Origin of the sequence: Salinimonas profundi (genome assembly GCF_014750655.1) — a bacterium.
In the GTDB taxonomy this organism is placed as follows: Bacteria; Pseudomonadota; Gammaproteobacteria; order Enterobacterales; family Alteromonadaceae; genus Alteromonas; species Alteromonas profundi_A.
In genome coordinates, this window is the sequence record NZ_JABBXD010000015.1 from 35,649 (window position 1) to 57,717 (window position 22,069).

At 42.0% G+C, this 22,069-nt stretch carries 22 protein-coding genes, 1 pseudogene and 1 CRISPR repeat array (1 of these 24 running past the window's edge); of the genes and pseudogenes, 19 read left to right on the forward strand and 4 right to left on the reverse strand.

Annotated elements, in window-relative coordinates; translation table 11 throughout:
- Window positions 1-457: a CRISPR direct-repeat array (repeat unit 28 nt; unit sequence CTTAACCGCCGCACAGGCGGCTTAGAAA); it begins 1,311 nt to the left of the window's first position.
- Window positions 458-997: 540 nt separating this feature from the next.
- The 3 genes from HHX48_RS17495 (at window position 998) to HHX48_RS17505 (ending at window position 2,052) form a co-directional block, all read left to right on the forward strand.
- The gene (locus HHX48_RS17495; protein ID WP_139758231.1) at window positions 998-1,297 is read left to right on the forward strand and encodes a HigA family addiction module antitoxin; all 300 of its coding nucleotides are present in this window, start codon (window positions 998-1,000) and stop codon (window positions 1,295-1,297) included.
- A gap of 234 nt (window positions 1,298-1,531) precedes the next feature.
- Entirely contained in the window at window positions 1,532-1,849 is a 318-nt protein-coding gene (locus tag HHX48_RS17500; protein WP_139758230.1) for a hypothetical protein, read from the forward strand.
- The gene (locus HHX48_RS17505; protein WP_191026600.1) at window positions 1,837-2,052 is read left to right on the forward strand and encodes a hypothetical protein; all 216 of its coding nucleotides are present in this window, start codon (window positions 1,837-1,839) and stop codon (window positions 2,050-2,052) included. The genes HHX48_RS17500 and HHX48_RS17505 overlap by 13 nt, the downstream gene beginning before the upstream one ends.
- Before the next feature lie 680 nt (window positions 2,053-2,732).
- On the opposite strand, the gene HHX48_RS17510 is transcribed toward HHX48_RS17505, so the two are convergent.
- The gene (locus tag HHX48_RS17510) at window positions 2,733-3,512 is read right to left on the reverse strand and encodes a hypothetical protein (RefSeq protein ID WP_139758228.1); all 780 of its coding nucleotides are present in this window, start codon (window positions 3,510-3,512) and stop codon (window positions 2,733-2,735) included.
- 461 nt (window positions 3,513-3,973) lie between these two features.
- Here HHX48_RS17510 and HHX48_RS17515 point away from each other — a divergent pair, with 461 nt between their 5' ends.
- The 5 genes from HHX48_RS17515 (at window position 3,974) to HHX48_RS17535 (ending at window position 9,090) form a co-directional block, all read left to right on the forward strand.
- A complete protein-coding gene (locus HHX48_RS17515; protein ID WP_139758227.1) occupies window positions 3,974-4,294 on the forward strand; it encodes a hypothetical protein in 321 nt (106 codons plus the stop codon).
- Between the two features lie 109 nt (window positions 4,295-4,403).
- On the forward strand, window positions 4,404-4,739 hold the full coding sequence (locus HHX48_RS17520; RefSeq protein ID WP_139758226.1) for a hypothetical protein: 336 nt from the start codon (window positions 4,404-4,406) through the stop codon (window positions 4,737-4,739).
- Window positions 4,740-4,850: 111 nt separating this feature from the next.
- Window positions 4,851-6,317 carry a hypothetical protein gene (locus tag HHX48_RS17525; RefSeq protein ID WP_191026601.1) on the forward strand — a complete coding sequence of 489 codons (1,467 nt, stop codon included), beginning with the start codon at window positions 4,851-4,853 and terminating at the stop codon, window positions 6,315-6,317.
- 1,958 nt (window positions 6,318-8,275) lie between these two features.
- Complete coding sequence (locus HHX48_RS17530) at window positions 8,276-8,485, forward strand: hypothetical protein (protein WP_191026602.1); 210 nt, start codon at window positions 8,276-8,278, stop codon at window positions 8,483-8,485.
- Complete coding sequence (locus HHX48_RS17535) at window positions 8,482-9,090, forward strand: hypothetical protein (protein ID WP_191026603.1); 609 nt, start codon at window positions 8,482-8,484, stop codon at window positions 9,088-9,090. Before HHX48_RS17530 ends, HHX48_RS17535 begins: the two co-directional genes overlap by 4 nt.
- A 199-nt stretch (window positions 9,091-9,289) precedes the next feature.
- On the opposite strand, the gene HHX48_RS17540 is transcribed toward HHX48_RS17535, so the two are convergent.
- On the reverse strand, window positions 9,290-9,445 hold the full coding sequence (locus HHX48_RS17540; RefSeq protein ID WP_191026604.1) for a hypothetical protein: 156 nt from the start codon (window positions 9,443-9,445) through the stop codon (window positions 9,290-9,292).
- Window positions 9,446-9,449: 4 nt separating this feature from the next.
- Here HHX48_RS17540 and HHX48_RS19170 point away from each other — a divergent pair.
- Window positions 9,450-9,683 (forward strand): annotated as a pseudogene (locus HHX48_RS19170) (IS3 family transposase); the annotation flags it as partial.
- 460 nt (window positions 9,684-10,143) lie between these two features.
- Here HHX48_RS19170 and HHX48_RS17545 read toward each other — a convergent pair.
- The gene (locus HHX48_RS17545) at window positions 10,144-11,145 is read right to left on the reverse strand and encodes a site-specific integrase (protein WP_191026605.1); all 1,002 of its coding nucleotides are present in this window, start codon (window positions 11,143-11,145) and stop codon (window positions 10,144-10,146) included.
- 324 nt (window positions 11,146-11,469) lie between these two features.
- On the opposite strand from HHX48_RS17545, the gene HHX48_RS17550 reads away from it, so the two are divergent.
- The 6 genes from HHX48_RS17550 to HHX48_RS17575 all read left to right on the forward strand — a co-directional run bounded on the left by HHX48_RS17550 (window position 11,470) and on the right by HHX48_RS17575 (window position 16,484).
- Window positions 11,470-11,958 (forward strand): hypothetical protein, encoded by a 489-nt coding sequence (locus tag HHX48_RS17550; protein WP_191026606.1) that lies wholly within the window; start codon window positions 11,470-11,472, stop codon window positions 11,956-11,958.
- Window positions 11,958-12,800, forward strand: a complete 843-nt coding sequence (locus HHX48_RS17555; RefSeq protein WP_191026607.1) for a type IV secretory system conjugative DNA transfer family protein — start codon at window positions 11,958-11,960, stop codon at window positions 12,798-12,800. The genes HHX48_RS17550 and HHX48_RS17555 overlap by 1 nt, the downstream gene beginning before the upstream one ends.
- Window positions 12,797-14,005, forward strand: coding sequence for a type IV pilus twitching motility protein PilT (locus HHX48_RS17560; protein WP_191026608.1), 1,209 nt, complete (start codon window positions 12,797-12,799; stop codon window positions 14,003-14,005). Before HHX48_RS17555 ends, HHX48_RS17560 begins: the two co-directional genes overlap by 4 nt.
- 300 nt (window positions 14,006-14,305) lie before the next feature.
- Window positions 14,306-15,355 carry a plasmid segregation protein ParM domain-containing protein gene (gene parM, locus HHX48_RS17565; protein ID WP_191026609.1) on the forward strand — a complete coding sequence of 350 codons (1,050 nt, stop codon included), beginning with the start codon at window positions 14,306-14,308 and terminating at the stop codon, window positions 15,353-15,355.
- Between the two features lie 20 nt (window positions 15,356-15,375).
- On the forward strand, window positions 15,376-15,912 hold the full coding sequence (locus HHX48_RS17570; RefSeq protein WP_191026610.1) for a hypothetical protein: 537 nt from the start codon (window positions 15,376-15,378) through the stop codon (window positions 15,910-15,912).
- The gene (locus HHX48_RS17575) at window positions 15,909-16,484 is read left to right on the forward strand and encodes a hypothetical protein (RefSeq protein ID WP_191026611.1); all 576 of its coding nucleotides are present in this window, start codon (window positions 15,909-15,911) and stop codon (window positions 16,482-16,484) included. Before HHX48_RS17570 ends, HHX48_RS17575 begins: the two co-directional genes overlap by 4 nt.
- Window positions 16,485-16,531: 47 nt before the next feature.
- On the opposite strand, the gene HHX48_RS17580 is transcribed toward HHX48_RS17575, so the two are convergent.
- Window positions 16,532-18,793 (reverse strand): DotA/TraY family protein, encoded by a 2,262-nt coding sequence (locus tag HHX48_RS17580; protein WP_191026612.1) that lies wholly within the window; start codon window positions 18,791-18,793, stop codon window positions 16,532-16,534.
- 142 nt (window positions 18,794-18,935) lie between these two features.
- On the opposite strand from HHX48_RS17580, the gene HHX48_RS17585 reads away from it, so the two are divergent.
- The 4 genes from HHX48_RS17585 (at window position 18,936) to HHX48_RS17600 (ending at window position 22,027) form a co-directional block, all read left to right on the forward strand.
- On the forward strand, window positions 18,936-19,415 hold the full coding sequence (locus tag HHX48_RS17585; protein ID WP_191026613.1) for a type IVB secretion system protein IcmW: 480 nt from the start codon (window positions 18,936-18,938) through the stop codon (window positions 19,413-19,415).
- Complete coding sequence (locus HHX48_RS17590) at window positions 19,412-20,119, forward strand: hypothetical protein (RefSeq protein ID WP_191026614.1); 708 nt, start codon at window positions 19,412-19,414, stop codon at window positions 20,117-20,119. Before HHX48_RS17585 ends, HHX48_RS17590 begins: the two co-directional genes overlap by 4 nt.
- Window positions 20,112-21,167, forward strand: coding sequence for a hypothetical protein (locus HHX48_RS17595; RefSeq protein WP_191026615.1), 1,056 nt, complete (start codon window positions 20,112-20,114; stop codon window positions 21,165-21,167). The genes HHX48_RS17590 and HHX48_RS17595 overlap by 8 nt, the downstream gene beginning before the upstream one ends.
- Before the next feature lie 170 nt (window positions 21,168-21,337).
- Window positions 21,338-22,027, forward strand: coding sequence for a hypothetical protein (locus tag HHX48_RS17600; RefSeq protein WP_191026616.1), 690 nt, complete (start codon window positions 21,338-21,340; stop codon window positions 22,025-22,027).
- Window positions 22,028-22,069: the final 42 nt, after the last annotated feature.

Here is a 22,069-nt window from a genome sequence, read left to right on the forward strand (position 1 = left end):
GGCTGAGCGCTTAACCGCCGCACAGGCGGCTTAGAAATGGTTGCACCATTCGCGCCCCACACGTAGCGCCTTAACCGCCGCACAGGCGGCTTAGAAATGCAAGGAAAGTTGCGCGCCCTCTGCGGCTACCTTAACCGCCGCACAGGCGGCTTAGAAAACTATGGATGGTGATCGCTTTTTCTGTAGCGACTTAACCGCCGCACAGGCGGCTTAGAAAGACGAAATCAAGATCCGGGGCTGGTTTGAAAACTTAACCGCCGCACAGGCGGCTTAGAAAAAATCACCCGGCCCGGCACACCAACGCCCGCCCTTAACCGCCGCACAGGCGGCTTAGAAATTATTCGGGAGACAAACCTGGACGACTACACACTTAACCGCCGCACAGGCGGCTTAGAAAAATCCACAAACCCAGAAAGCAGCCGAACCCGTCTTAACCGCCGCACAGGCGGCTTAGAAAGGCGCCAAACGTTACATGATGCGCTTACGATAAGACGCTACAAACGCTAAGGCTGATGCTGAACGAGAGGCTGCCACCGAAAGCCTGGCAATGGCAGAATCTGTACTTCGCCATTTGCGCAGTACGTATTTTGGTATTGAAACTTAATTGTTTAAAAGTCAGTAAGGTTTTGAGGTTTATGCGCTTAACTTTTAAAATCTCACTCAGGAGTGTATACTATAACTATACGCACAAGGATTATGTTTTGATTGTTAGTTTTAAGTCATCTGTTTTACAAGAATTTTTTGAGTCTGGTGACGTTACATTACTTCCCTCAGCTTACGTTTATGAAGTTGCGGAGGTTCTCGAGTATCTGGATGCAGCGATTCAGATCACAGACTTGGAGCTATTAGGTGGTTTTACCATTTATGAGTACCAGCCAGACAACTGGTCAGTAACAGTTACCGTAAACAGCGTTGAGCCAGTTGGTAGTGTAACGTGTATGTTTATGAATAGTAATGCGTACGATGTCGACTTGAATCAGTACGATTAGGAGGCACTATGTCAATTAAACGTAGTCGAAATTTTCCATCTACCCATCCTGGGACGGTTTTTAAAAGGCGAGTTCTTGACCGCCACGAGATAAGCATTAAAGAAGCAGCTGAGAAGTTACACGTAACCCGCGCCCACCTTTCGCGATTCGTTAACGGCAACGTAGGTGTAAAAGTCGACTTTGCACTTCGATTAGAGAAGGCCAGTGGTATCAGCGCTCAGTTTTGGATGAACCTTCAACAGGCCTATGATTTGCATATGAAGCGTGATGAAGTCATAGACTGTGAAGAGTTGTACGAATACGCCTAATTCGCTTTGTCATTTAGTTAATAAAGGTACCTAGTCGATGGTACCTTTTTCATGCACTTATTACTTCCTCCAAATTTGACATCCTAATTCTCTCTGCAACCTTGTAATCGGCCAAATAAGCCAAGGTGTGGAAATAATCATTTTTACCCAGTTCGCGGCGATAAATTGCAGGTACGATAAATAACTGAATCCCGCCAATGCTGGTGGGCATAGCTAAGCAAATTAAGAAATAGTATGGAACAGTTAGCGTTAAACAAAAACTTACGCAGGTTAGTGTTCATGTGGGGACTATGCGGAGCGGCGCTTGTTCCTGGCGTTGTAATGCTTTTGATAATAGCGATGACCATTCCCCTTATGATCGAGGTGCCAAGTTTTACCATCGACATGGCGGAATATTGGTTGGGTGACACACTCAGGGCAATAATAAGTCTTACGTGGCCGGCGATTCTGAAAATTGGCTTAATCATTATGGTGTCTGGCTACATCGTCACTTTTGACAAATTTATTCAGGCGAACAGGGGAGAAACGGGGGAGGGCGTATGCGCACAATAGAGTTGGAATTGACCGGTGATGACTGTTCGACGATTACCCAATACAAAACGTCGGTCGAAAGAGCAAAAGGTTATACCGGCCGCATTATTATCAATACCCAAAGATTGGCTGAGCTTCACGAAGAAAATGCCTGGGCGCTGGTACAGGTCGCGTTGTTCAGAATCAAGCATGGCTCTAAGCAATCAGGAAAAAAACAAATATAAATATACGGCCAGCTTAAACAGCGAGTTGTTGGACTCAACCAGTCCCTCACTGTGCCTTCGGATTGAAAATGCAGGGACTTACGTTCATTCACAGGTAAATATATTAGTTCTTCGATGGGAAGCAGTTGCCAGAGCGAGGAGTTTACTCGGATACAGGGCCTCGTATCCAGTGAATTAATTAAATTTCCCTAATTTAACAAGCAAGATTCTCGAAGTCTAATTTTACTTTATAGTACATTCGTAATCTAGACTATGGAGTTAACTCAAATATAAAACAAAATACCCTAAAAGAAAAACAACTGAAAAGCAGAACATCATAAACAAAGGAACAGGGATTTTTTGTTTATCTTTTCTGAAATACCTATTGAGGTAAAATATGCCTGTCAATAAAATAATAGAAAAAGCAGAGGTTAAAGCAACGATGAAGAAGTTAGCGAGACCAGTCCAGCCTCCTGAGAATGAACTTCCTATGATGAAGAAAGTCATTACCAAGAGGCCAAGTAACAGGCTTAAAAGATTTAAAAGCCTAGTAAGCATACGTAATCAATTTCCAGTCGGTGCTAAGAAGCAAATCTCGTAGCGCTGAGAAGAACCAAGGCTCGTTTCAATTATATAGACTTTACATACATAGTTTACATTATATTCAAAAAGGGTGTTTACTACACCAGAAAATGTTTCAGTCAAATTAAGGTTATAGTCTTGGTGGCTCCATGGCTCCATGGCTCCATAGTGCAGCTTGGTTTACTACTATTTATGGACACTGAGCAGTAAGCATCGCGAGCTTCTTCTGATTGTTCGACAAAATCAGCATATTCATCGGCAATTTCACGTAAAGCTTTTCTGGCTATTGCTCTTGTTAAAAGTGAACTTGAATTGTAAAGAGCGTCTTCAATAACACCATATAAATCCTCTCTGAAAATTGCATCGCATAGGGCTTGTGGTTGACCCGAGTCGTAACAGCTGTCATGAGCAGCGCAGGCGGGTCCAAATATTCCGTCCGGGATAAAGCTAGCTTTTTGAGGATTTCCGGAAGGGCCGCAAGCCAGACCCATTGACCCATGAATTTGGCTTTGTGTTGATAGAGGGAAAGCAGATTTATCGGCTAATTTCATTGTGCTATCAAAGGACGTTGTGTTGTTTAGATAGCCTATGTAGTAATCTATAATATTATGGTACATATCAATAGCATCGAACGCTTCTTGTGGTACGGAAATAGGTACTGCTTGGGTGCCGCCTAGCATCGGCTCATAATACAACTGAAATGCTTTTACTTTCGAGTGCCTCAAATTAAACACTAAAACTTTTCCACTATTAGCAACGTTAGCTGCTCTTGAAAAATCTGTTGAAGAAGAGCAGGTGTCACAATAGGTAATCATAAAATCATCAGCTGAAGATGCTGAGCTTGAAAATGACAATAGAAATAAAGCTTGCAATGTAACTATTCGAAGTATCCATTTCATTAAAAATCTCCCTTTGGTTTTTCTTAAGGGTAGATTAAAAAATAAACAAGTCAACATTTTTTTTAAAAGTACTTGTTTAGTTTTAATTGGTTAACAATATTACAAATATTGCTGGGCATTTTCGAATTTAACAAGAAGTAGGTTCTACGCTGAAAAATTGAAAGGTGCCGTATGTAAGCTCTAGTAGTTAATTAGAAACAATTTTTATTTAAAATATGACTTTCAGTGCGCTCATTAGGCATATGCTAGAGAAAGCAATAAGCCGGTATAGAGAAGATGCCACAGTTGAGGTTCTCGAGTACTACACAGAACAATAGCCAACAGCTAATCACTTAAAACGAATACCGCCCCCGGGGCGGTTTTTTATTGGTGGTGATTAAGGTTCCCTCACATTCGCCCCCAGCCCTGAATCAGTCACATTACCTATGAAGCAATTAGCCAAATTAAGGTATAGGAACATTATGAAAATTCAGGCAGTAGTAAATGAAAAAGACACATGCGTATTTGAAATTCAGCAGGTATCCAAGCTGCGGGAAGTAAGGGTCACCGTCAACTACAAAACCGGCGCTATCACTTATAGCGACCCTAAAGGCCGCATGACGAATGAGGAAAAAGCGCTGTTTGTAGAAGGTATCCTGACAACACTTGAGAAATGTGTTCAAAACTGCCTGTCTCTTATGAAGACGAACCCAAGCACCGCATTAAAGAATCTGGTGAAAATGTGGCAGGGGCAACAGAAAGCTATTCGGGATGCGAACGTTTATATTCAGTTGGCCAGCTAAACCAGACTTACTAAGAAGCCGCCCCCTTGGGCGGTTTTTGCTTCCACCGGATTGGTCACCGGCTCTCCCTCTGACACATTCTCCTTAACGCGATCATTAAGGACTCACCATGTTAGAGACATTCAAGAAAATCAATTTCACCCCCGTTGCCGGCTATCAGTATCCCATTACTGTCACGTTACCCTGCGGTAAAACACTACAAGGTATGGCTCTTTGTGTTGATGATGTGGTTTGCAATGGCATCTATGAATTCTCCGCTGGCTTTAACAGTCTTGAAATAGGCGCATTGAATCATTTGGATGAGATTGGCGATATGCTTGATCACGATTTTGTAGAAGAAAGCATTTTATATGGACTGAATGATGGTGGATGCATGCAGGTACGCACTAACTATGGATTGGAATGGGAAGTAAGCGACCAAGGAGTTCCGGTAACCACCCATTAACGTATAAGCAAAATCAGCTGGGCTGTATCAGCGGCCCTTACCTTCCTTTAAAATCGACAATCACCACCCCCGGCATACGTTAACCCCAGATAAAGAAAAGGAGTTAACCACATGTCTGTATATGTTTTAGATAATCACGAGTTCGCAACCCTGGCTACCTTTTTGGTAAACACCACCAGCAGCGAGGCTATTAAAGCTAAGGGCGTTAAATCCATTGCTCACACATTACGTGAAGCAAACATACAAAGCTTTATGGGTCGCTATGACGCTGACAGCTATGAGCGTGACATCATCAACCTGAGCATTGAAAGCTTGCCTGATGCAAAAGAGATTTTCTTCATGGCTCGCAACCTGGTTATTGAGAGCATTGAATGGCCGGACTACTTCAAGTCAGAGGCAAAAAAATTAGCCGATGAGATATTGCGCTTGTCACTATGCCCGGCTGTTGCTGGTGGCACTCAGACATTCAACGTGACTGTGAAAGAGGCAGAAACTGCAGCTGGCAATATCATTCACAACAAAGGGCCATTCGGGGGTGAAGGCATAATCGTAGGTGCCAGACGTGAAGCTGGTGGTTATATGCTGGGTACCGGCAAACTATCCGGACTGGTCTGGGACGTTATAAAACTCGATGGTTCGAACAGAAATTTTGTTCTTACCCAGTGGCATGCTGAGTCGTGTGAGTTCGCTGAGTTTGATTTGTTACCTCTGATGTCGGTAGAAGCGGTTGAAGGCCTAAGAGATCAAATCCTTGAGCAGCGACTAAAGGACCAGAAGGCCAGAGAAGAAGCGATTAAGGAAACACAGAAGCAAACAGAAGCGTTTCGCGCCCACTGCAAAACCATCATGCCAGAGAAAACAAAAGCCATTATCATCGCTAACCTTGTCGAGGATGAGTCAGATACGATGAGCGACTATCACGGCAGCACCACTAAAAAAACAATCTTGCTTGCATGGTCTAAGCATACCCGGGATATATTTTCAGAGATGCGCAAAGCGGCCGCTAACCATCCTTCAACCGCGGCACTAAAAGATGCTCCTGATGAAGCAGAGCATCGTGAGAAGTGGTCAATGGGCGGCGGCTATTACTTGAAAGACGGTTACCGTCACTCTACCGGTTGGGAAGTTCGCAAGGTCAAACTGTACGATGAGCGCAGCATTCCCCTTGCAGAATTAGCAGAGTGTCTGCAGCCAGCGAAAAAGACTCAGGCGCCCACAACCCAAACTACAAAAACTGAAACACGCGCTCAGGCTCCAGATACAGCAGACGGTTACATCAACATCGAATATAACGAAGAGAAAAACGGGGTAGAGCTTCGCTTTCAGGAAAAGCCAGAAGGAGAGATTCTGGAGTCGTTAAGAGCGGGTCCATTCCGGTACCACCGTAAAGGGCGATTCTGGTACGCCAAACAGTCAGATAAAGCAGAAGCAAACATCGCGGTTATTCTGGGCCTCATCTCCAAGATGCTTACTGCCTGTGATAAGCCACCATCAGGAAAGTCTGACGATAAGCCGGCGCCAGAATCACGCCGGGAACCTGCCACGCTGATCACAATGAGTTCCATCCTGTTCGGTTAAGCCCTTCGGGGCTACGGCCCCAACTCACCCTCTAGCTGGTGGTTTGAATAAAATGTGAATACGCATTGAATAGATGCATAAAAGTTAAAAATCTCACGGGGATATATCACGCATTCCCGCATATGTATTCAAAGCCATAAAAAAGCAGGGTTCTTTTCCCGTCCGATACACCCAAGTGTTCCCATCAGGCATAGACAAGTAAGCATGGCCAAAGCGGAGCACCAGCCAAACCCCTGGCATCGATAAGCATCAACTAAAGTCCGCTATATACCCGCTACCTAATAATCCATAAGAGCAGCCATCTTTGCTACCAACTCACGTTTACCATCTACAAGGCAGTGGCCACGTACACCAAAAGTAATTCAGGACATAGCACTGCCGGCTAACAATTTCGGTACAAGACCAGGAGCACTGAGTATTTAGAAATGAGGTAGGGGAGAAGTAAAACAAATAGGAGAGACATCGAACATTGTTCAGGAGCATCTCATAAGGTTCGTAATGAGAAGGTACCCACAATCGTCAGGTACACAATTCAGAAAGTGAAAAGGCATGTTCAGAACAATACCGTTTCGATGAGCTATGCTGGTATTCGGATCCTGAATCAAACGCAGCTGGTGGATCTGACCGGCCACTGCGGTAACGCCTCCCAATTCGCTATCGCTACTCGGGGGCGTTTTTAAAAAAAACATCATCCGAATTTCCAAACACTTCTTCTACGCACGGTCAAATATCGAGGAATCACATTCTGCAGCTTGTAAGCCTTAAGGTGCTATTTTTAGTGTTTCAGGCCGCCCGGTCATTTTTGACACAAGGTGCCCGCATGAAACTGATAAGCACCATACGGGAGTGATAAAACGCGCAAGGCTCTCGATAACAATTTTCTGACTCAAACTATGTCATACCCCTATTCGCTATCGCTGCTCGGGATATGACAATTTTTTTGTGACTGCTACACAGCTTTGTCCCTTTTCGCTATCGCTATTCGGGAACAAAGCCTTAAATACAAGTGCCTTCGTTTGCCATTTATTATCTTATATTCTTTTTTCTAGCACTGTTTGAGAGCGTTTAAGATGTTTTTGATTATATGTGTGCTGTTTAAGGGCAGAGGATGTTTTGAAGAGTTCTACGGTCTGACAATCAAATATTATCAACCAGCCTGGTCAGTAGCAAACCTTCTGTACAATAAGTAACGCAAAATCAGTTTTCCTTTCAGCTCATCAGTTTTTTCTACTCCCCCTGTTACTGCACGGAATTGAAGCCGTACATTGTGCTAATCCAAAAGCAAGCAGTAAGGTCAGTGTATTGTTGAAAATATTATCTTCAAACCCAGCCAGCCAGAGTGGTTTTATATTAGTAGGTAACTCGAACGAGCCACGCATCTCTATTCAAGCATAGCAATGATTAAACACAACTGAAGCCCATCCTGCTTCTCAGATTACTGTTCGTGTAGTTATTTCCACATCACGTCAAAAGGTAAGGGGCTCATTTTTTAAGAAGCGTAGTAATAAAGAGCTTTATTTACTCATAAGAGCATCCAAAGCCTTGCTAAAACTACGAGTAAATTAGATTTTTAGCACTACACTCATTTTCTCTACTCCCCACGTTACTGCACGTGCAGTAAGCGTTTTTCATATACGATGAAATTAGGAAATTAAATCTATAAATTTTTAAGAGCAGACAATATTAAACTTGTCTTTTAAACAGTGAGTAACTGCCGTCTAATCGTCCAGATTAGAGCCTGAAACATGAGAAACGCCATTCGTCTTTTAAAAGGACGTCTGGCGTCATCTGTTATAATAGCAAGACCCCAAAACGCATTTAGACTGCCCTTTGGGGTCGCGGTAGGGTTTAAGTGACTGTTTTGTATAGGTTAATCTTTTCTTCCTCCTTTTTTGCAGTTGATTTTAGGTAATGTACATTTAGGACATCGAAGTTTTTTGTTTTTTAGGAGCAATTTGATGACTATGCTGCATAGACCACACAACCCGGATGATTGGATCGTCCCTGAGAAAGAATTGGATGAGATGATGCAAATGTTTAATGTTGCAAATGGAGCATGTGTCGGGGACCCGATTGATATCCGAGTCAGAAATCAATTTTATAAGATGGAGGCTCAAGGTAAGCGAATGTACAAACAAGCAATGGTTAAGATAGGAATCGAAGTATGAACACTGGAGTGGGTAGCCGAAACAAAAATAAAACGACCAGAAAAATTTTTTTAGGGAGGTTAGCAGCTTTTATAGCGCCTGCGATTTTAACGATGAGCTTAATGCAGGGCTGTGGGGATAAGGGACACCAAAATCAAAATAATCGATACCCAGAAACCAGTGTAGCTACTGAATTTCTTTCAGAGTCTGAATTAACAAAACTTCTTAATTTTGCTGGCACAAAATTAGGTTTATTGGGTATTGAATACTCTACCTACTCTTGGCAAGTCTCTAATCAATTGAGTCGAGACATGTTAATGGACAGAGTTGAAGCTCGAATGAAAGGATTTCCAGAATTATTTGTTTCTACCGAAAAGGTGTTCAAAGAGTGGAGAGAAAAAGGTTATGAGCATGAGATGGTATTAGGCTACAAAGGTTTAGATAATATCAATGTGGCCATACTGGGAGACTATTTAGATAAAAAGTACAACGGTGCAGATATAGGAATAAAGTATGGATTAACGAATCAAGACTTAGCAACCTTGATCGTCAAAACGAAGGGCAATCGACGTCTCTTTCACCAGTCCATTGTTGAGCACACGATGGACATGAAGCGTGACGATTAAAACAGTTCTTGGCCTTGGCTAAATTCTTTTGGACAAATAATAGCTTGGGTTCTACGGCGCTTTGCGCATGCACGAAGAACTGTAAAAGTGCCGTAGCCAGCTTGAACCGCATTGCCCGGATAATGTCAGTAAACGGGCTTTATGTCTGGCCGCGTAAGAAAGGCTGAGGCGCGAAGGGAAAACCAGTGTCCCTTGCCTATTAGCGAACCACCTCAGACGCGACTTTACCAAATAATTGCCGGAATCCAAATGCTTCGCTGACATCACAAAAGTCACGACGAAGAAAGTTAAACTCTAACTGTGCGTGGTGCTTCACCTGTTCAGCAATATCACTATTGAAAGCTCGATGCATCATTGTCGGGACACATTTCACTAGCGGTGATTATCTGGAACTGCTCAAGCGCGAGAATCTAATCAGTAGAATGAGTACCGTAGGCCATTTCGCTGAAATCACCGGCTGTGAGGGCTTCTTCGGTGTATTGAAGCGGGAACGAATCAACTATCGGCAGTACCCAACAACAGGTGAAGCAAGAGCTGACATATTCGATTACGTTAAGAGAGCTCATAATCCAAGTATGCGATGTAGACTGTAAAACCATGACAGCAGGTTTATGTCATCAAATCGTCCTCAAATCGGGGTAGAACCCTTTTAGAGTTCGGTGCCATAAGAGAAAATCGCTATCTCCCCCCAGCTCACGCAGTAAAAAGCAGTTTGATAGTATTAGTTCTTCAAGTCCCTATTGCCAGGTTCACCGCCTTGGGATGCGTTATAGCCTTAATGCTATAGGTTGTAGTTACTTTGCTTGTAAAATTAGAACCAACTTAAGCGTGTTTTTCTGTACTCTTGAACTGATTTCAGAAGACGTTTTGATAAATTTTCATTATTCAAACTTCCTCTTATCTTAGGGATGGGTACTAAGAGAGCATTAACTGACATATCTTTGAAATAGATGGGTTTATAACTACTAGCAGTTTATTCTTAGAAATACACTGCGCGGTTGAAATAAGCTTACAATTATCAATCACATTGTTTCGGCGCCATTTAAAATATTCTTATACAAAGTTAGGACCGGTAAGCTTAGATAATTTACTTGCCATCAGTGGACGCACTTTGGATACATCAACCTCGTTGGCTTTGACCTTTTCTCCACGAGACCTACCGCTTCTCTTTCTGCCATAGTGCTCAGTAGCTGTTAGGTCATTTCCATGACCAACAATTGCGGCGATTTGCTGTAAAGAATATGAGTTATCAGATTTCATGTCAGCAATGCACTGGTGCCTGTATGTATAGAGGCTAATATGTCTTGATCGGCCGTTGAATAGCTTGTTTATCACTCGGGCAAATGCCTGTCGAAGGGCATTGTAAAATTTCGTGTAATCAACAGAATGCCCGTTTGGAGTCTTTAAATCATGAGCATAAATCAAAGCAATTTTGATAAAAAGCAATTGTTTTTTATTAAGATACGATAAGTCGAGATGACGTTTTTCGCCAAACGACCTGCCGTTCGTTTGCTTTCCATTATGTACATGGAGCATCGGCCAACTGCCACTATACGCTTTTGGGTCATAACCTGCCCTACGGAACTCTTCTACGTTTTCATAAACCGCTGCACTGTTCAGCTCTATTGGGCGCATTCCGGTGAGAAGAATGCATTCAGTAAATGCTAGAAGATGCTTGCCCCAGCTAGAAAAATCTTTAGCCATAGTTTCAAGTTCTTCTCGGATACTTGACTCTTCAACTTCAGTTAGGCTTTTCTTCTTTTGGCCGCTTGTTCTATCAGTTTTCGTGAGGGACCCGTCTGGTGAAATTCCTTGCAATTGCTCCTTTAGATCAAGTCGATTTAACTGTTCGAAGTAATAAAGCAAGCTAGCTTTTTTCTTAAACCAAGTAGCTTTGCTAATAGAAGGTTTTTCCACAAGGAGCTGGTTTAGAAGCTCATCTGGGAATTGGGGAGAGTCGTGGGGGCAATTTATTCTCTTAGCCATAGTTATGACGCGGGAGGTATATTCAGCAATAGTCTTCTCAGTTTTTGTTCTTACTTGCATCCATCTCACTCGATTAACCTTTCTCAAATAATTTAACTGAGGAAAGTAACTGCCTCTACAGAATAATGTGAATAAATCGGGTTTTAGGTTTTGCTCACCTAGTTTGCTTTGTATTGTTGCTCACAATATAGAAAGGCGAGACGCCATTTGTACTTTTGACTGCCCTTTGGCGTCACCTCATGAAATGAAATGACGCTAAAGAGCAGTTCGGCGACGCCATACGTCTTTTTGATGTAACAAAAGCGTCTTGTGTTGGTCTTTTTTGTAACTTGAGCACAAGTGCGAGTCGCCGGGTATATTTGGCGAGACCCTAAACATCTTCTTGGTGGGTGAATGAAAAAATTGACAATTTTAGCAATATTAGGAGTTATCTGTCAGGGATGTACAACTACTCCGAAGGTAGTCGTACCTGAAAGAGCAAGTCCAGTTGAAGCGAAAATAAATAGTTTGGCTGAGATTGTTGTAAAGCGAACGACGCGAATTCAACAACTCCAGGAAGCTAATTATATTGCTATTAACGGCCAGGCTCCCAAAAGACCTGACTTGGACTTACTGCCTGTTTTAAAACAGGTCAAGTCACTGGGTAAACAATATACTGGCCCGTTGGATACCTTTATCAAAAGACTGTCTGTTGTATCAAGCATGAATCCCCCCCGGTTTCTAAACGTTAAGCCAACGTTCGACATAATCGTGACAGTTGATACTGATTATAAGTCAGTTTTCTCGATGTTAGAGCAAGTTGGTGCTGTGACTGGCTCCAGAGCTGATGTTTATTACAAAGCAGCTGAGAACCTAATTGAAGTTAAGTACGCAGACTATTAATGATGAAACGATTTATACCGTTATTAATATGTTTTTCTTCAATTGCGTTTGGGGCTGAAACGGTAAATTTTCCTATAAAATTGAAGGAAAAAGGGAGCGATGAGTCGCGGCTTGTGATGAAGTCGATTTTGGATGCATCAATAGATAGTGAAACGAATCAGCAGCATGTAAAAGATGTGGGAGAGCGCTTAAAGAAGGTGACTCAGGCTGCGTTCGACTGGGGTGTCAAAGAGGGGCAGTACTACTTCAACAAAGTTAATCAAAATCAGCTGAATAAGTACGATTCGAAACTTCAAGTGTTAGCAAATTTCGCGCAATTCATAGTAGATGGAAAATTGCTGTTACCGAAGGTTGTCATCAGCGAGCGTCTTTTTCAACGGATAAATGACAGCAAAGTAAGAACAACTGGGTTTTCCTACTCACTTTTTGAGCCTGCTAAAATTATTACACAGCCGCCCACATGGAGAGATTACCTATCAATTGCTTTGCAAAAGCCAAGCAAGCCTTCAGCTTTATTTCTGCCTCGTTCGAAGCAAGAAGAGTCCGTATTTAGATACGAATTTGAGCGAGGCTGGGAATACGGTCGAGAGCAGGCCTCTATTATTTTTGATGAAAATTACAAACGTTTGGAACGCGATTTAAAGCTTCACTTCAACTTCCTAGACCTGGCAATGACGAACGTTTTAAGAATGCCCTCACTACGCTCAACAGATCCTACAGTAGTGGTCTCTTCTGACGGGAAGACATTATACGGAAACGATGTAATTTATAGTATCGACCAGCAAAGTACTTTTGAAAAACTTGATAAGTGGAAGCCAGTGTTTATCGAGGGGGACAGATGATCGAGATTCATAATCGCTTTACTCGTGATCAACTGGACACATCGCTTAAATGGGCAGTGAAACATGCAGTAAACGACTTAATAATTGAAAGTGGATCTCCATTGTGGGCAAAAAAAAATGGTGTCACTTCGCCTGTTTCAAACCGACCAGTCAGTCAAGAAGAGGTTTCCCAGCTGCTTCAAGATTTGTATCTTGCCAGTGGCCCAGACCATCTCACTAAAGGAAAATACCTGAGGTTCGCTTACGAAATATTGATAAATATCGATGAGAAGCATCGCTTCAGGGTGACTGCAACAGGTGTCAAATCAGAGTTTAATGACAATGGTATTGAGCTTATCTTTAGACCTTTTCCTAAGATGGCCCCCCAACCTGATGAAATAGGTCTACCTAGGGAATTTGTAGATTCTTTTGACTCAGACTTTGGTGTTGTATTTGTTTCTGGCCCTACAGGTTCTGGCAAATCAACAACTATCGCTTCAACTTTAACTGAACGAATACTGAGTAAAAATGAACGAATTCTGACAATAGAAGATCCTATCGAATTTGATTTTAAAAACATCCCCAACCGAATTGCCAATGTAGTTCAGTCCGAAGTTCCAATGCATCTCATTGACTACGAGACGTCTACAGCAAATAGCCTGCGTCGGTCGCCTGACATTATTTTTTATTCTGAGGTAAGAGAGGCATCTGTCGGGCAAGAACTACTTAGGGTCGCTAATACTGGACACTTAGTTGCTACTACGTTGCACGCGAACACAGCTGAAATGACGCTTCCAAGGTTTGTTGACATGTTTGAATTTGGTCAACGCCCAGTTATTACAGGTGATTTAATTGAGTCTATTAGAGGGATTCTCAACCAACGCTTATTCAGAGCCCCTGACTTAACATCCCGAACAGCAGTGCGGTCATGGGTGGTTTTTTCTCAATCTATTCGTGATGAAATGTATGACAAATATGCTGAAGGTTCATCTTTTCGTTTAAAACAGCAAGTAGCGAAAGCCATTAAAGACCATGGGCTAAGTTTTATTGATGATTTGCGGGCTAAATTTAATGACGGCCAAATTGCTATCTCAGATTTCGCACGTGCAATACAGAGTGTAGGTGAGCCAAAAGATTTAAGGATCATTGGCTCCAAGCTCGATGAATTTATGGACAGAGGTTTCATTGATGACAATGATTATAAATACTGGAAGAGAAATTTGTGACTAGACCCAGCGCTCGACCCAATCATGCTGCTACATATCAGCTGTGGAAAGCTGGAAAGAGAGCAAAAATGAATCTTATGGTTACTGGTTTAGATTGGCTTTCAGTTGTTCCATTTCCTCTTCTCTATTTTTTTTCGAATTACTGGTACTTAGGATTCTGTTTGTCCTGGGCGACCATGTTTTATTTTTTAGAGTTATATCGCATGACACCCGTCCAGGGATTAAAGCGCGTTCGCTCAATTATTGCGGGAAATACACGCTTTGTTTCCCGTTATTCTAAACGTCAAAGGAGATTCTCCAGTGGTAATTAAAGATTTGTCGCAGCTTCCTCCACCATATGAATTTGAGGATGGTATATACCCCGTGGTAGTTGACAATGGCTACGCTCAACAAAAATGTGCTTATTGGGCGAATGTAGATGGCGAAAAAACTCGGGTAAACTTTATTGTCCCTAGCCGGGCACAAATGGGCCGTATCAATGTTGATGTTCATGGTGAAGCATCTGGGGTTTATACCGTTGCAGGTTCAGATTACACGGTTGCAGCAGATATCCGTGAGCCAGAGGTAATGCGTTCCAAAAATTACGCTTTTTCTGAAATCAACTGTGCTTTAGTTCACCATACATTGGTATTAGCTGGTTTTGGCGGAAAAAAAGTAAAGCTGGCTACAGGTCTACCCTTTTCTCATTATTTTCGCAACCGAAGTATTGATGAAGTATTTATGCAGAAAGTAAAAAACAGCTTGCTCCAACCTTGTAAGTCAGCTGTTGGAAAAGCGATGCCCGAAATAGTCAGCCATACGATATATCCCGAGTCCACAGCTGCAGCAGTATCCTATGCATACAATGAGGAAACTGGAGATCTTAAAAGCTTTGAGAACGGCTTAGTAGTTATCGATATGGGTGGCGGTACTACTGATATAACCATTGTTAATGGTGATTTTACTCTTGATATGGATTTAAGCGGTTCCCGGCAGCTTGGTGTTATTGATATTCGTGAAAGCTTAAGAAGTGCTATAGAAGCTACATTCGAAGTTTCAGGTATGACTGATAAACAGTTAGACCATGCTCTGAGATCTGGCGAATTCAAATTATACGGCGAACCTAAAGACATTACCTCTTTGATCGACTCTTCTACAAAACTAACAGTTAAGAAGCTCTCTACGTTGCTTTCTGAAACGATTGGAGAAGGAGCTTTCCTTGATGATATTTTATTTGTTGGCGGAGGCGCACAGATCCTCTCTAAAGCATTTAAAGATCGTTATCAGCAATCACACGTCCCACCAGAGGCGGAATATGAAAATGCTAATGGAATGCTGGACTATATGATATTGACCAGTGAGGCTGCTTAACCAGGACCGATGTGACCAATATGGCTAAGAAGTATCGAATTATCGTCCATTTATATCGTAGCTCCCCATTTGAAAATGAGGTAGCAAAATATATTGAAAATTGTAGCCAGGAAGAAATTAGGCATCTATTGTCAAAAGGACTCTGGTTAGATGATTTTATTGAATTTACAGGCACAAATCTAAGTGATACTCGATTTGATGGCTCTTTCATGGAAGGAGGTGACAATGAATACTCCTTTTACCTTCGTTTCCCAAGTTCGGAATCAAAGCTTTCTATGTCAAGAACGCAGCGAGTTCGAGAGCGTGTTCTAAAATTTAATACTTTCCCTGCACGTTTAGCATATCTAAGAAAAATTATATTTAGGGGGTATCTTGCTGAGCATGCGTTTGAAGAAAAGTACAGTGCTCTTTTCTCGACTCTTATGTCTCAATCAGCGGCTGAACGACAAACTCTTAATCTAGCTGCACCACTAAAAGAGTCTTCTGCAGTTACTACTCCAGATAATATGACCATGAAAAGAGAAAGTGCAAAGGCGAGGTTAGGGGGGTTAATGTGAGAAAAATAATAAGCTCTATCGCTTTGACTGTAGTGCTTGCAAGCAATACAGCTACAGCAGGCTTCTATATTGATATGCAAGGACTGAATAAACCCCTTAATAAGACATCAGGGGTTGCTGACGGTTATAAAATGCTAACAGGTAAGTATTACGGAGTCATACACGAAATAGGCAATGGCAATCCGGGCAAAACGCAAAGTTTTGGCGATAATTCAACCATTGCTGATGCTATGTTTATGATTATGCCTGAAGGTTGGTACGCTTTTGTTGATGAAACTGTTGAAGAAATTCCATTGGTTTCTTGGGATGCCAGCCATGACAAAGGTCAATATTGGACAAACGTGCTTGCTGATATTGGTAAAGATTATGGTCTTAGATATGTGATAGATTGGGACCAGAAACTAGTACAAATAGATCTAGAGCCTGATTTCACCAAACCAGATTATGATGACCCAATTGTTGTAGCAGATTCAAATGAAGAGCGGCAAATGTTTATTTACAAGAAAAAGCCGAACTTGTCTGGCTACCTCTTGAAGGATGGCGAATACATTCCTGTTAAAGTTTCAAATTAAATACTTCCATGCAAAAAACCCTGTTAGCACAGGGTTTTTTTATATAACTATTTCAAATCCTTGTTTTGTGTTCCCTCAAGAGGTCCAGGAATGTTTCCTCCTTGAGGGGTTACTCCTCCAAGCCCCTCTGGCGCCTTAGAGATAGTTGACTGCACAGTGCTAAATTGCTGATTTCCGCTATGGACATAACCTTGGGCACCCATTGAGTCGGCGCCGTGGCCAAGTGCCCTAAGTGCCTTGTCATTGATTTCATGCATGATAGAGAACACTCGTTCAATAACAGAGACACAAACTGCGATCAGAGCAGCCGTAAGTCCAAAAAAACTTACTATCCCGGTCGTCGTAGTACTGCTCATGGATTCGGCAAACGGGGTCCATAGAAGAAAAGTGATATAGCCCATCATCAATAATAAAGGGTAAACGACAATAAAGCTGATCACTAACATAGGGAATCTTAAGAATGAACCAAAGGCTAATATATAGCCCTGCTTAGCGCGTTCACCTACGAAACCATGCCCATCTGTGAATGCGTGAGAAATGCCATGTATGGGAGCTAATATTATTTGTTCCAGTGCTGCACTGAAAGCTCCAATAACTCCTCCCAACCAATGCATTAGCGGAATGGTCGGCAAATAAAAGGCAAGGTAAACCCCCATTGTTAATAAAAGTGCAATGAGAAGCATAAGACCAGTAGCAATTTGTTTAGCCATTCCTTCGGCGGTACCAGTGGCTATGGCTTTACCAGTTTCCAGCATCGTGCCTATAAATGGAAGGCTAGTAACTTCGACTCTAGATAAATTGTCACTTACCTCCACAGTAATATTCGCAGTAAGCAGAAGTGCAATTAATGTTTCTGCAGTCACGATCATCTCGTGCCCTAATTCCATCAAAGCAAACAGGGGATCGTTAGTTTCATTTACGGTTCTTAGTGAAGCGCCAATTAGCCAAGACATCGCTTTATCTTCTAGATGTGATAAATAGTCAATGTTCTCAGTGCTTGCAGAGCTCAGCCGGCCACTACGACCTTCAGTTACTTTGTCTACTAAACTCCATAGCTCTGTTAAATCTTCATGATGCAAAGCTTTGTCTTCAATATTACTTGCCTGAACCTCCATTGAAGTAAGCATGCTGGTGAAAGCCTGTGTTCTTATAGAATCAACCCACCATGTAGATCCTAGGCCTATGAAACCTATGTCATTTAGACTGTAATTATCAAGAAATGAAGGCGTAGATTTAAGGTAGTTAGGTAACTCAGAATCTGGTTTTTCTAATTCTAAGGATTTTTCATTTGCATAATCAATTCTGGCTAATCGAATAGCGTTGTTATATTCAGCCGCCAAGTTTTCGATAGCTAATTTCGTCTGCTTCTTAATAATCCGCAAATCTTCGTGATCAGCATCACTGATATACACCTTATTCACAAAATCAGCTGCAGGCTTGCTCATTTCGTTGAAAAGGTTTTGAAGTGCTGCATAATTACCGTTTAGTAAATTATTTTCGGCCCGGCCATCAGTCGTCATACGGAAGTCTGGTTCTGAAAACTCAATCACGTACTCACCGCAGGCCTTGTCTGAGTAGCCACCCACCTTAAACCAGCTGTCGGACTCATCACCATATTTAATGCCATAAATGTTTGTCGCATTGTCACCTGTGCCTTCCAAGTCAATGACAATAGAGGGTGTGATAACTGTTTCTCCCGAAGCAGTTCCTTCCGCAGCGTTTATACCATGAGCACATACGAGTGTTTCAAATGCTTGCGCTGCAATTTCATCTGAATTTATAGGCAGTGTCTTCTGATGAAACGCGCCAACAGACATGAAAGAAGTAGCTTTATCAGAGAGATTATTTGCAACACTTAAACTATGACCTGTTAAATAAATATGGACGAGCTGGTAAAAACAATAACCTGCAGCTAATGGAACAACAGATACTAAAGCAATTACCATTCTTACTGGAACACCAGTAGAATCTAATTTCTGTTCATTCATTTTTCCAGAGTGAATGGAACCGAAAAACCATTTAAATCCACCAAATGCTACCAGCAATGTAGCCACAACAGCTAACGCTCCGCACCAAGCTAGCATTACAGAGCCAAGAACCGTATCTGGTTTTTGTGGAAGTTCCCCCCCAGAGATGATGTTCGTGACATCGCCTAGAACACCGCGAAGAACTTGAACACCTAAGTCATTAGGATTTTCTATGATTGGCTCACTTTCATATACATCGCTCCCACCTTCCTCCTGCGCTACTGCTTTCCCGCTTATTAGAAAAAGCAGAACTGTCAGTGTGATAAAACACCAATTTTTCATTCTAGATGCCTAATAGTGAATTTCCTGATTTATCGCGCTTATTACGTTGTGACACACAACCCGCGGCTTGATAATCCTATTGTCGTGCAGAGAGGTTTCTTTGCAATTTGAAACCGGATTTATTGAGATTATTAGGTAGGCCATGTCTGTAAACATAGAGTTTGATGACAATGCTATTCAGAAACACTGGAGCATGTACCCACAACTACAGTCATTTTTTGACAGAATGTCATTGGCTGAAGTCTGGGTTCTTGATGACGAAATTAGTGTAAAAGCTCGTGTCGCAAATTGGGTCGAGTCACTAAATGAGACAAAGTTGAAAGCTCTTAATGATGACCTCCCTTCGCTGTTAACTGTACTGGCTTTTCAAAGAGTTCAGTCATCGATGTACCTTCTGCAGCAACTCGAAAAACGCTTACCAGGTATAACGAATTCACTCACATTTTCAGCTAATAACTTACTCACAAGTGAGCAATATAACCGGCCAGCAAAAATTTTACTTGAGAGGCTGGCCGCAGCTCATACTCAAGTTTCTTTGCAGGAGCTTTTGAACAATGAGCGATTAGCACTGGTTTATGCGGCACTTAATAATGTTAATGACAGAAAAGGGAAAATGTTATGAATCGTCTCAAAGTGATTTTGTTTTCTATGGCATTATTACCAGCCCCTATCTTTGCTCAACAGGCTGGCGGTGGAGCAAGCAACGCTTTTTCCTGCCCTTCAGGAGATGATTCTATCGCTTGTAAGCAAAAGGAGCAGGTAGAAGCTATCTGGGTAGATATGAATAAATCAGCTACCTATCTCACCGATGAACTAATTCAAAATCCGGATTCCGCCATTGAGGCCGGCTGCCTGAATGACATCATGCAGCTTGACCTGTCCGTTATCACAGTAGACCCATATGGCATCTGGAACAGTGTCTACGCCGGCCTGAAAGACCAATTAATGAATATGGCCTGTAGTGCTGTTGAAGATAAGCTAAACGAGGCTTCTGCTTATTTGGATGCAAAGCTTGAAGCGCCAATGGGACTAGGCAGTGTTTCGTTAGGACAGAGCGGAAGAGCTAATAGCTTTTCAGATATACAGGAATCTCGTGTCTATATGAATGACAGAGAAGCCCAGGAAGCTGTAGTCGAAGAGGTATTTGGTGAATATCCCCGGGTGAATCAGCGGCGATGGACGGAGCAGGAAATTGAGCAAAGGCGGATTGAAAATGGCGGGCCGAGTACTCGTTCAAGACGTTCTGCGCAAGAGGAGAAGGTAAGATCTGTTTTAAACGTAAATCGGATATTTGGTGAGAGTGACAAAGGAAATAAAGATGAGTAGATTCAGGCTAGCATTCTTATTAGGCACTATGGTTAGTAGTAATGCATTTGCAGGCTGTGACTCGTGCTTGCAGACAAGCATAGAGTCTGCATCTGCATCAATAAATAGTTCACTGAGCTCACTAAAAACTACCGTTAACACAAATGTTTCTGCTACGGAAACTCTCAACAATACAATTTCTGCGTCATCATCATCATTGGTGGGTTTGCTTGAGTCGCAAAATACACAAATGGTGACAGCAATTGATGCGGCTACTAATAAAATTATTTTGTCAAATGACAAGCTTAATAAAACAATAATTAACCTTACTGATTTCATGACAAATGAGATATCGCAAGCTATGAAGTCGGAATTCAAGGTTGATGCTTATTTGAGAACAAAAGAAACCCTTGGGCCTCAGTCACAGCCGGTATCAGGTGACATCGCGGTAAATAGAGCCCCCTTACTACAACAAGCAATCGTAGATTTTGAAACCAAACTTGCTGATCAATTGGTGCAATTCAAACAATGGGCTTTGCTGAAAGGTCATAAGGATAATGGTCAAAAACTCAGACGCCGAGAAGTAGACAAAAAAATAGAAGAGTTGACTCCTCAACTGGACAAATTGACACAGAATTTACTGACAGAACAAGAGGTGGAAGACTTACTGACCCTGATTAAACTCATGGTACTTCCTTCACCTAAGCCCACCGATACACTTGAAGGCGAAGATGCAGCCGAATACTACCGCCAATTACAAAAGAAAACTTTAGCATTTTCAGTATTAGCCAGAGATGTACTACTAAGAGCTCCATTGATAGAGACTAAAGATTGGCAGATAGGCTATACCAAAGTAAATGATATTGAGGGCAGGACTTCTTTAACAGAGTTTATGTTGTCAGAAACACAAAGAAAGTACTTTTCACCAGAATGGCACCTGGATATCAAAACAAAAACAAATACAGGCCTTCTCAGGGAGCAGGTATATCAAACTAATATGACGAATTATCTGCTGAACGAGTTAATTGAAGAAGAGCGGCAAACTCTTGGATTGTTGAGCTTTCAATGAAGTATTTTTTCCATAGTGTTTTAGTTTTATGCCTAACTTTTACATCACTTAATGCCAGGGCTGAGTTTGGGTTTGGGCCATGCTGCTCCGGAGCTACATGTGGAATTGTACCATGCGACTCTACTTGCGCGGGGCCGGCTTTAGATAGATTCGGGAATTCTTTCTCCTCCTTGTTAGATGATGTAAGTAATGAGCATAGTTCATTAACACAAGAAACTGAAAACGTTAGCACCGCTGCTGTTGATTTTTACTCTGATTTAGCAGAGCAGAAGTCCAAAAACACTAGAAATGCACTGGTATCAATGGGGGGGATGACTGGCAAAGTAGCTTTAAGCAAACGACAAACACTAAAAGTTTTGCAATCTCAATATGAGCAAGTTACAAATTTGGTGGTAGAGGCAATAAAGAGCCTTTCAAATATTGGAAGGTATACAAATCACGATAGGATTTTAGGTAACCAAGCATTGCCTGGTACTTTAAACCGGCTCAGTGACGACTCTGATACAAATATAAAAATTCTGAAAAGTAAAAAAGGGCTGGAAATTGATCTTCAATTGTTAATGAGTAGCACAGCTGAATTTAATAGAAGAATTAAAAATATGAATGTTAAGGCCGCAGCTAATAAACCTGTAACTAATTTCAACTTTTCTTTTGTTAAACTTCTCCTTATTAATGGAACTTACCCTCTATCACCCATTGATGTTATCAGGGAATCTTTTCCTCTTGCTGGTCTAATAGGAAAACCAGCCTTATCCCGTGCGTTAGCTAAGTTAGTGTCTGATAATTTGGAAGCAGGAAATTCTGGCTCATCTTTCAACCTTAAACGTAAGCGTCCGGTAATCCCCACATTCAAAACCTGACATAGCTACTGCATGGTGTTCTTCCACAAAGGAGAACACCCA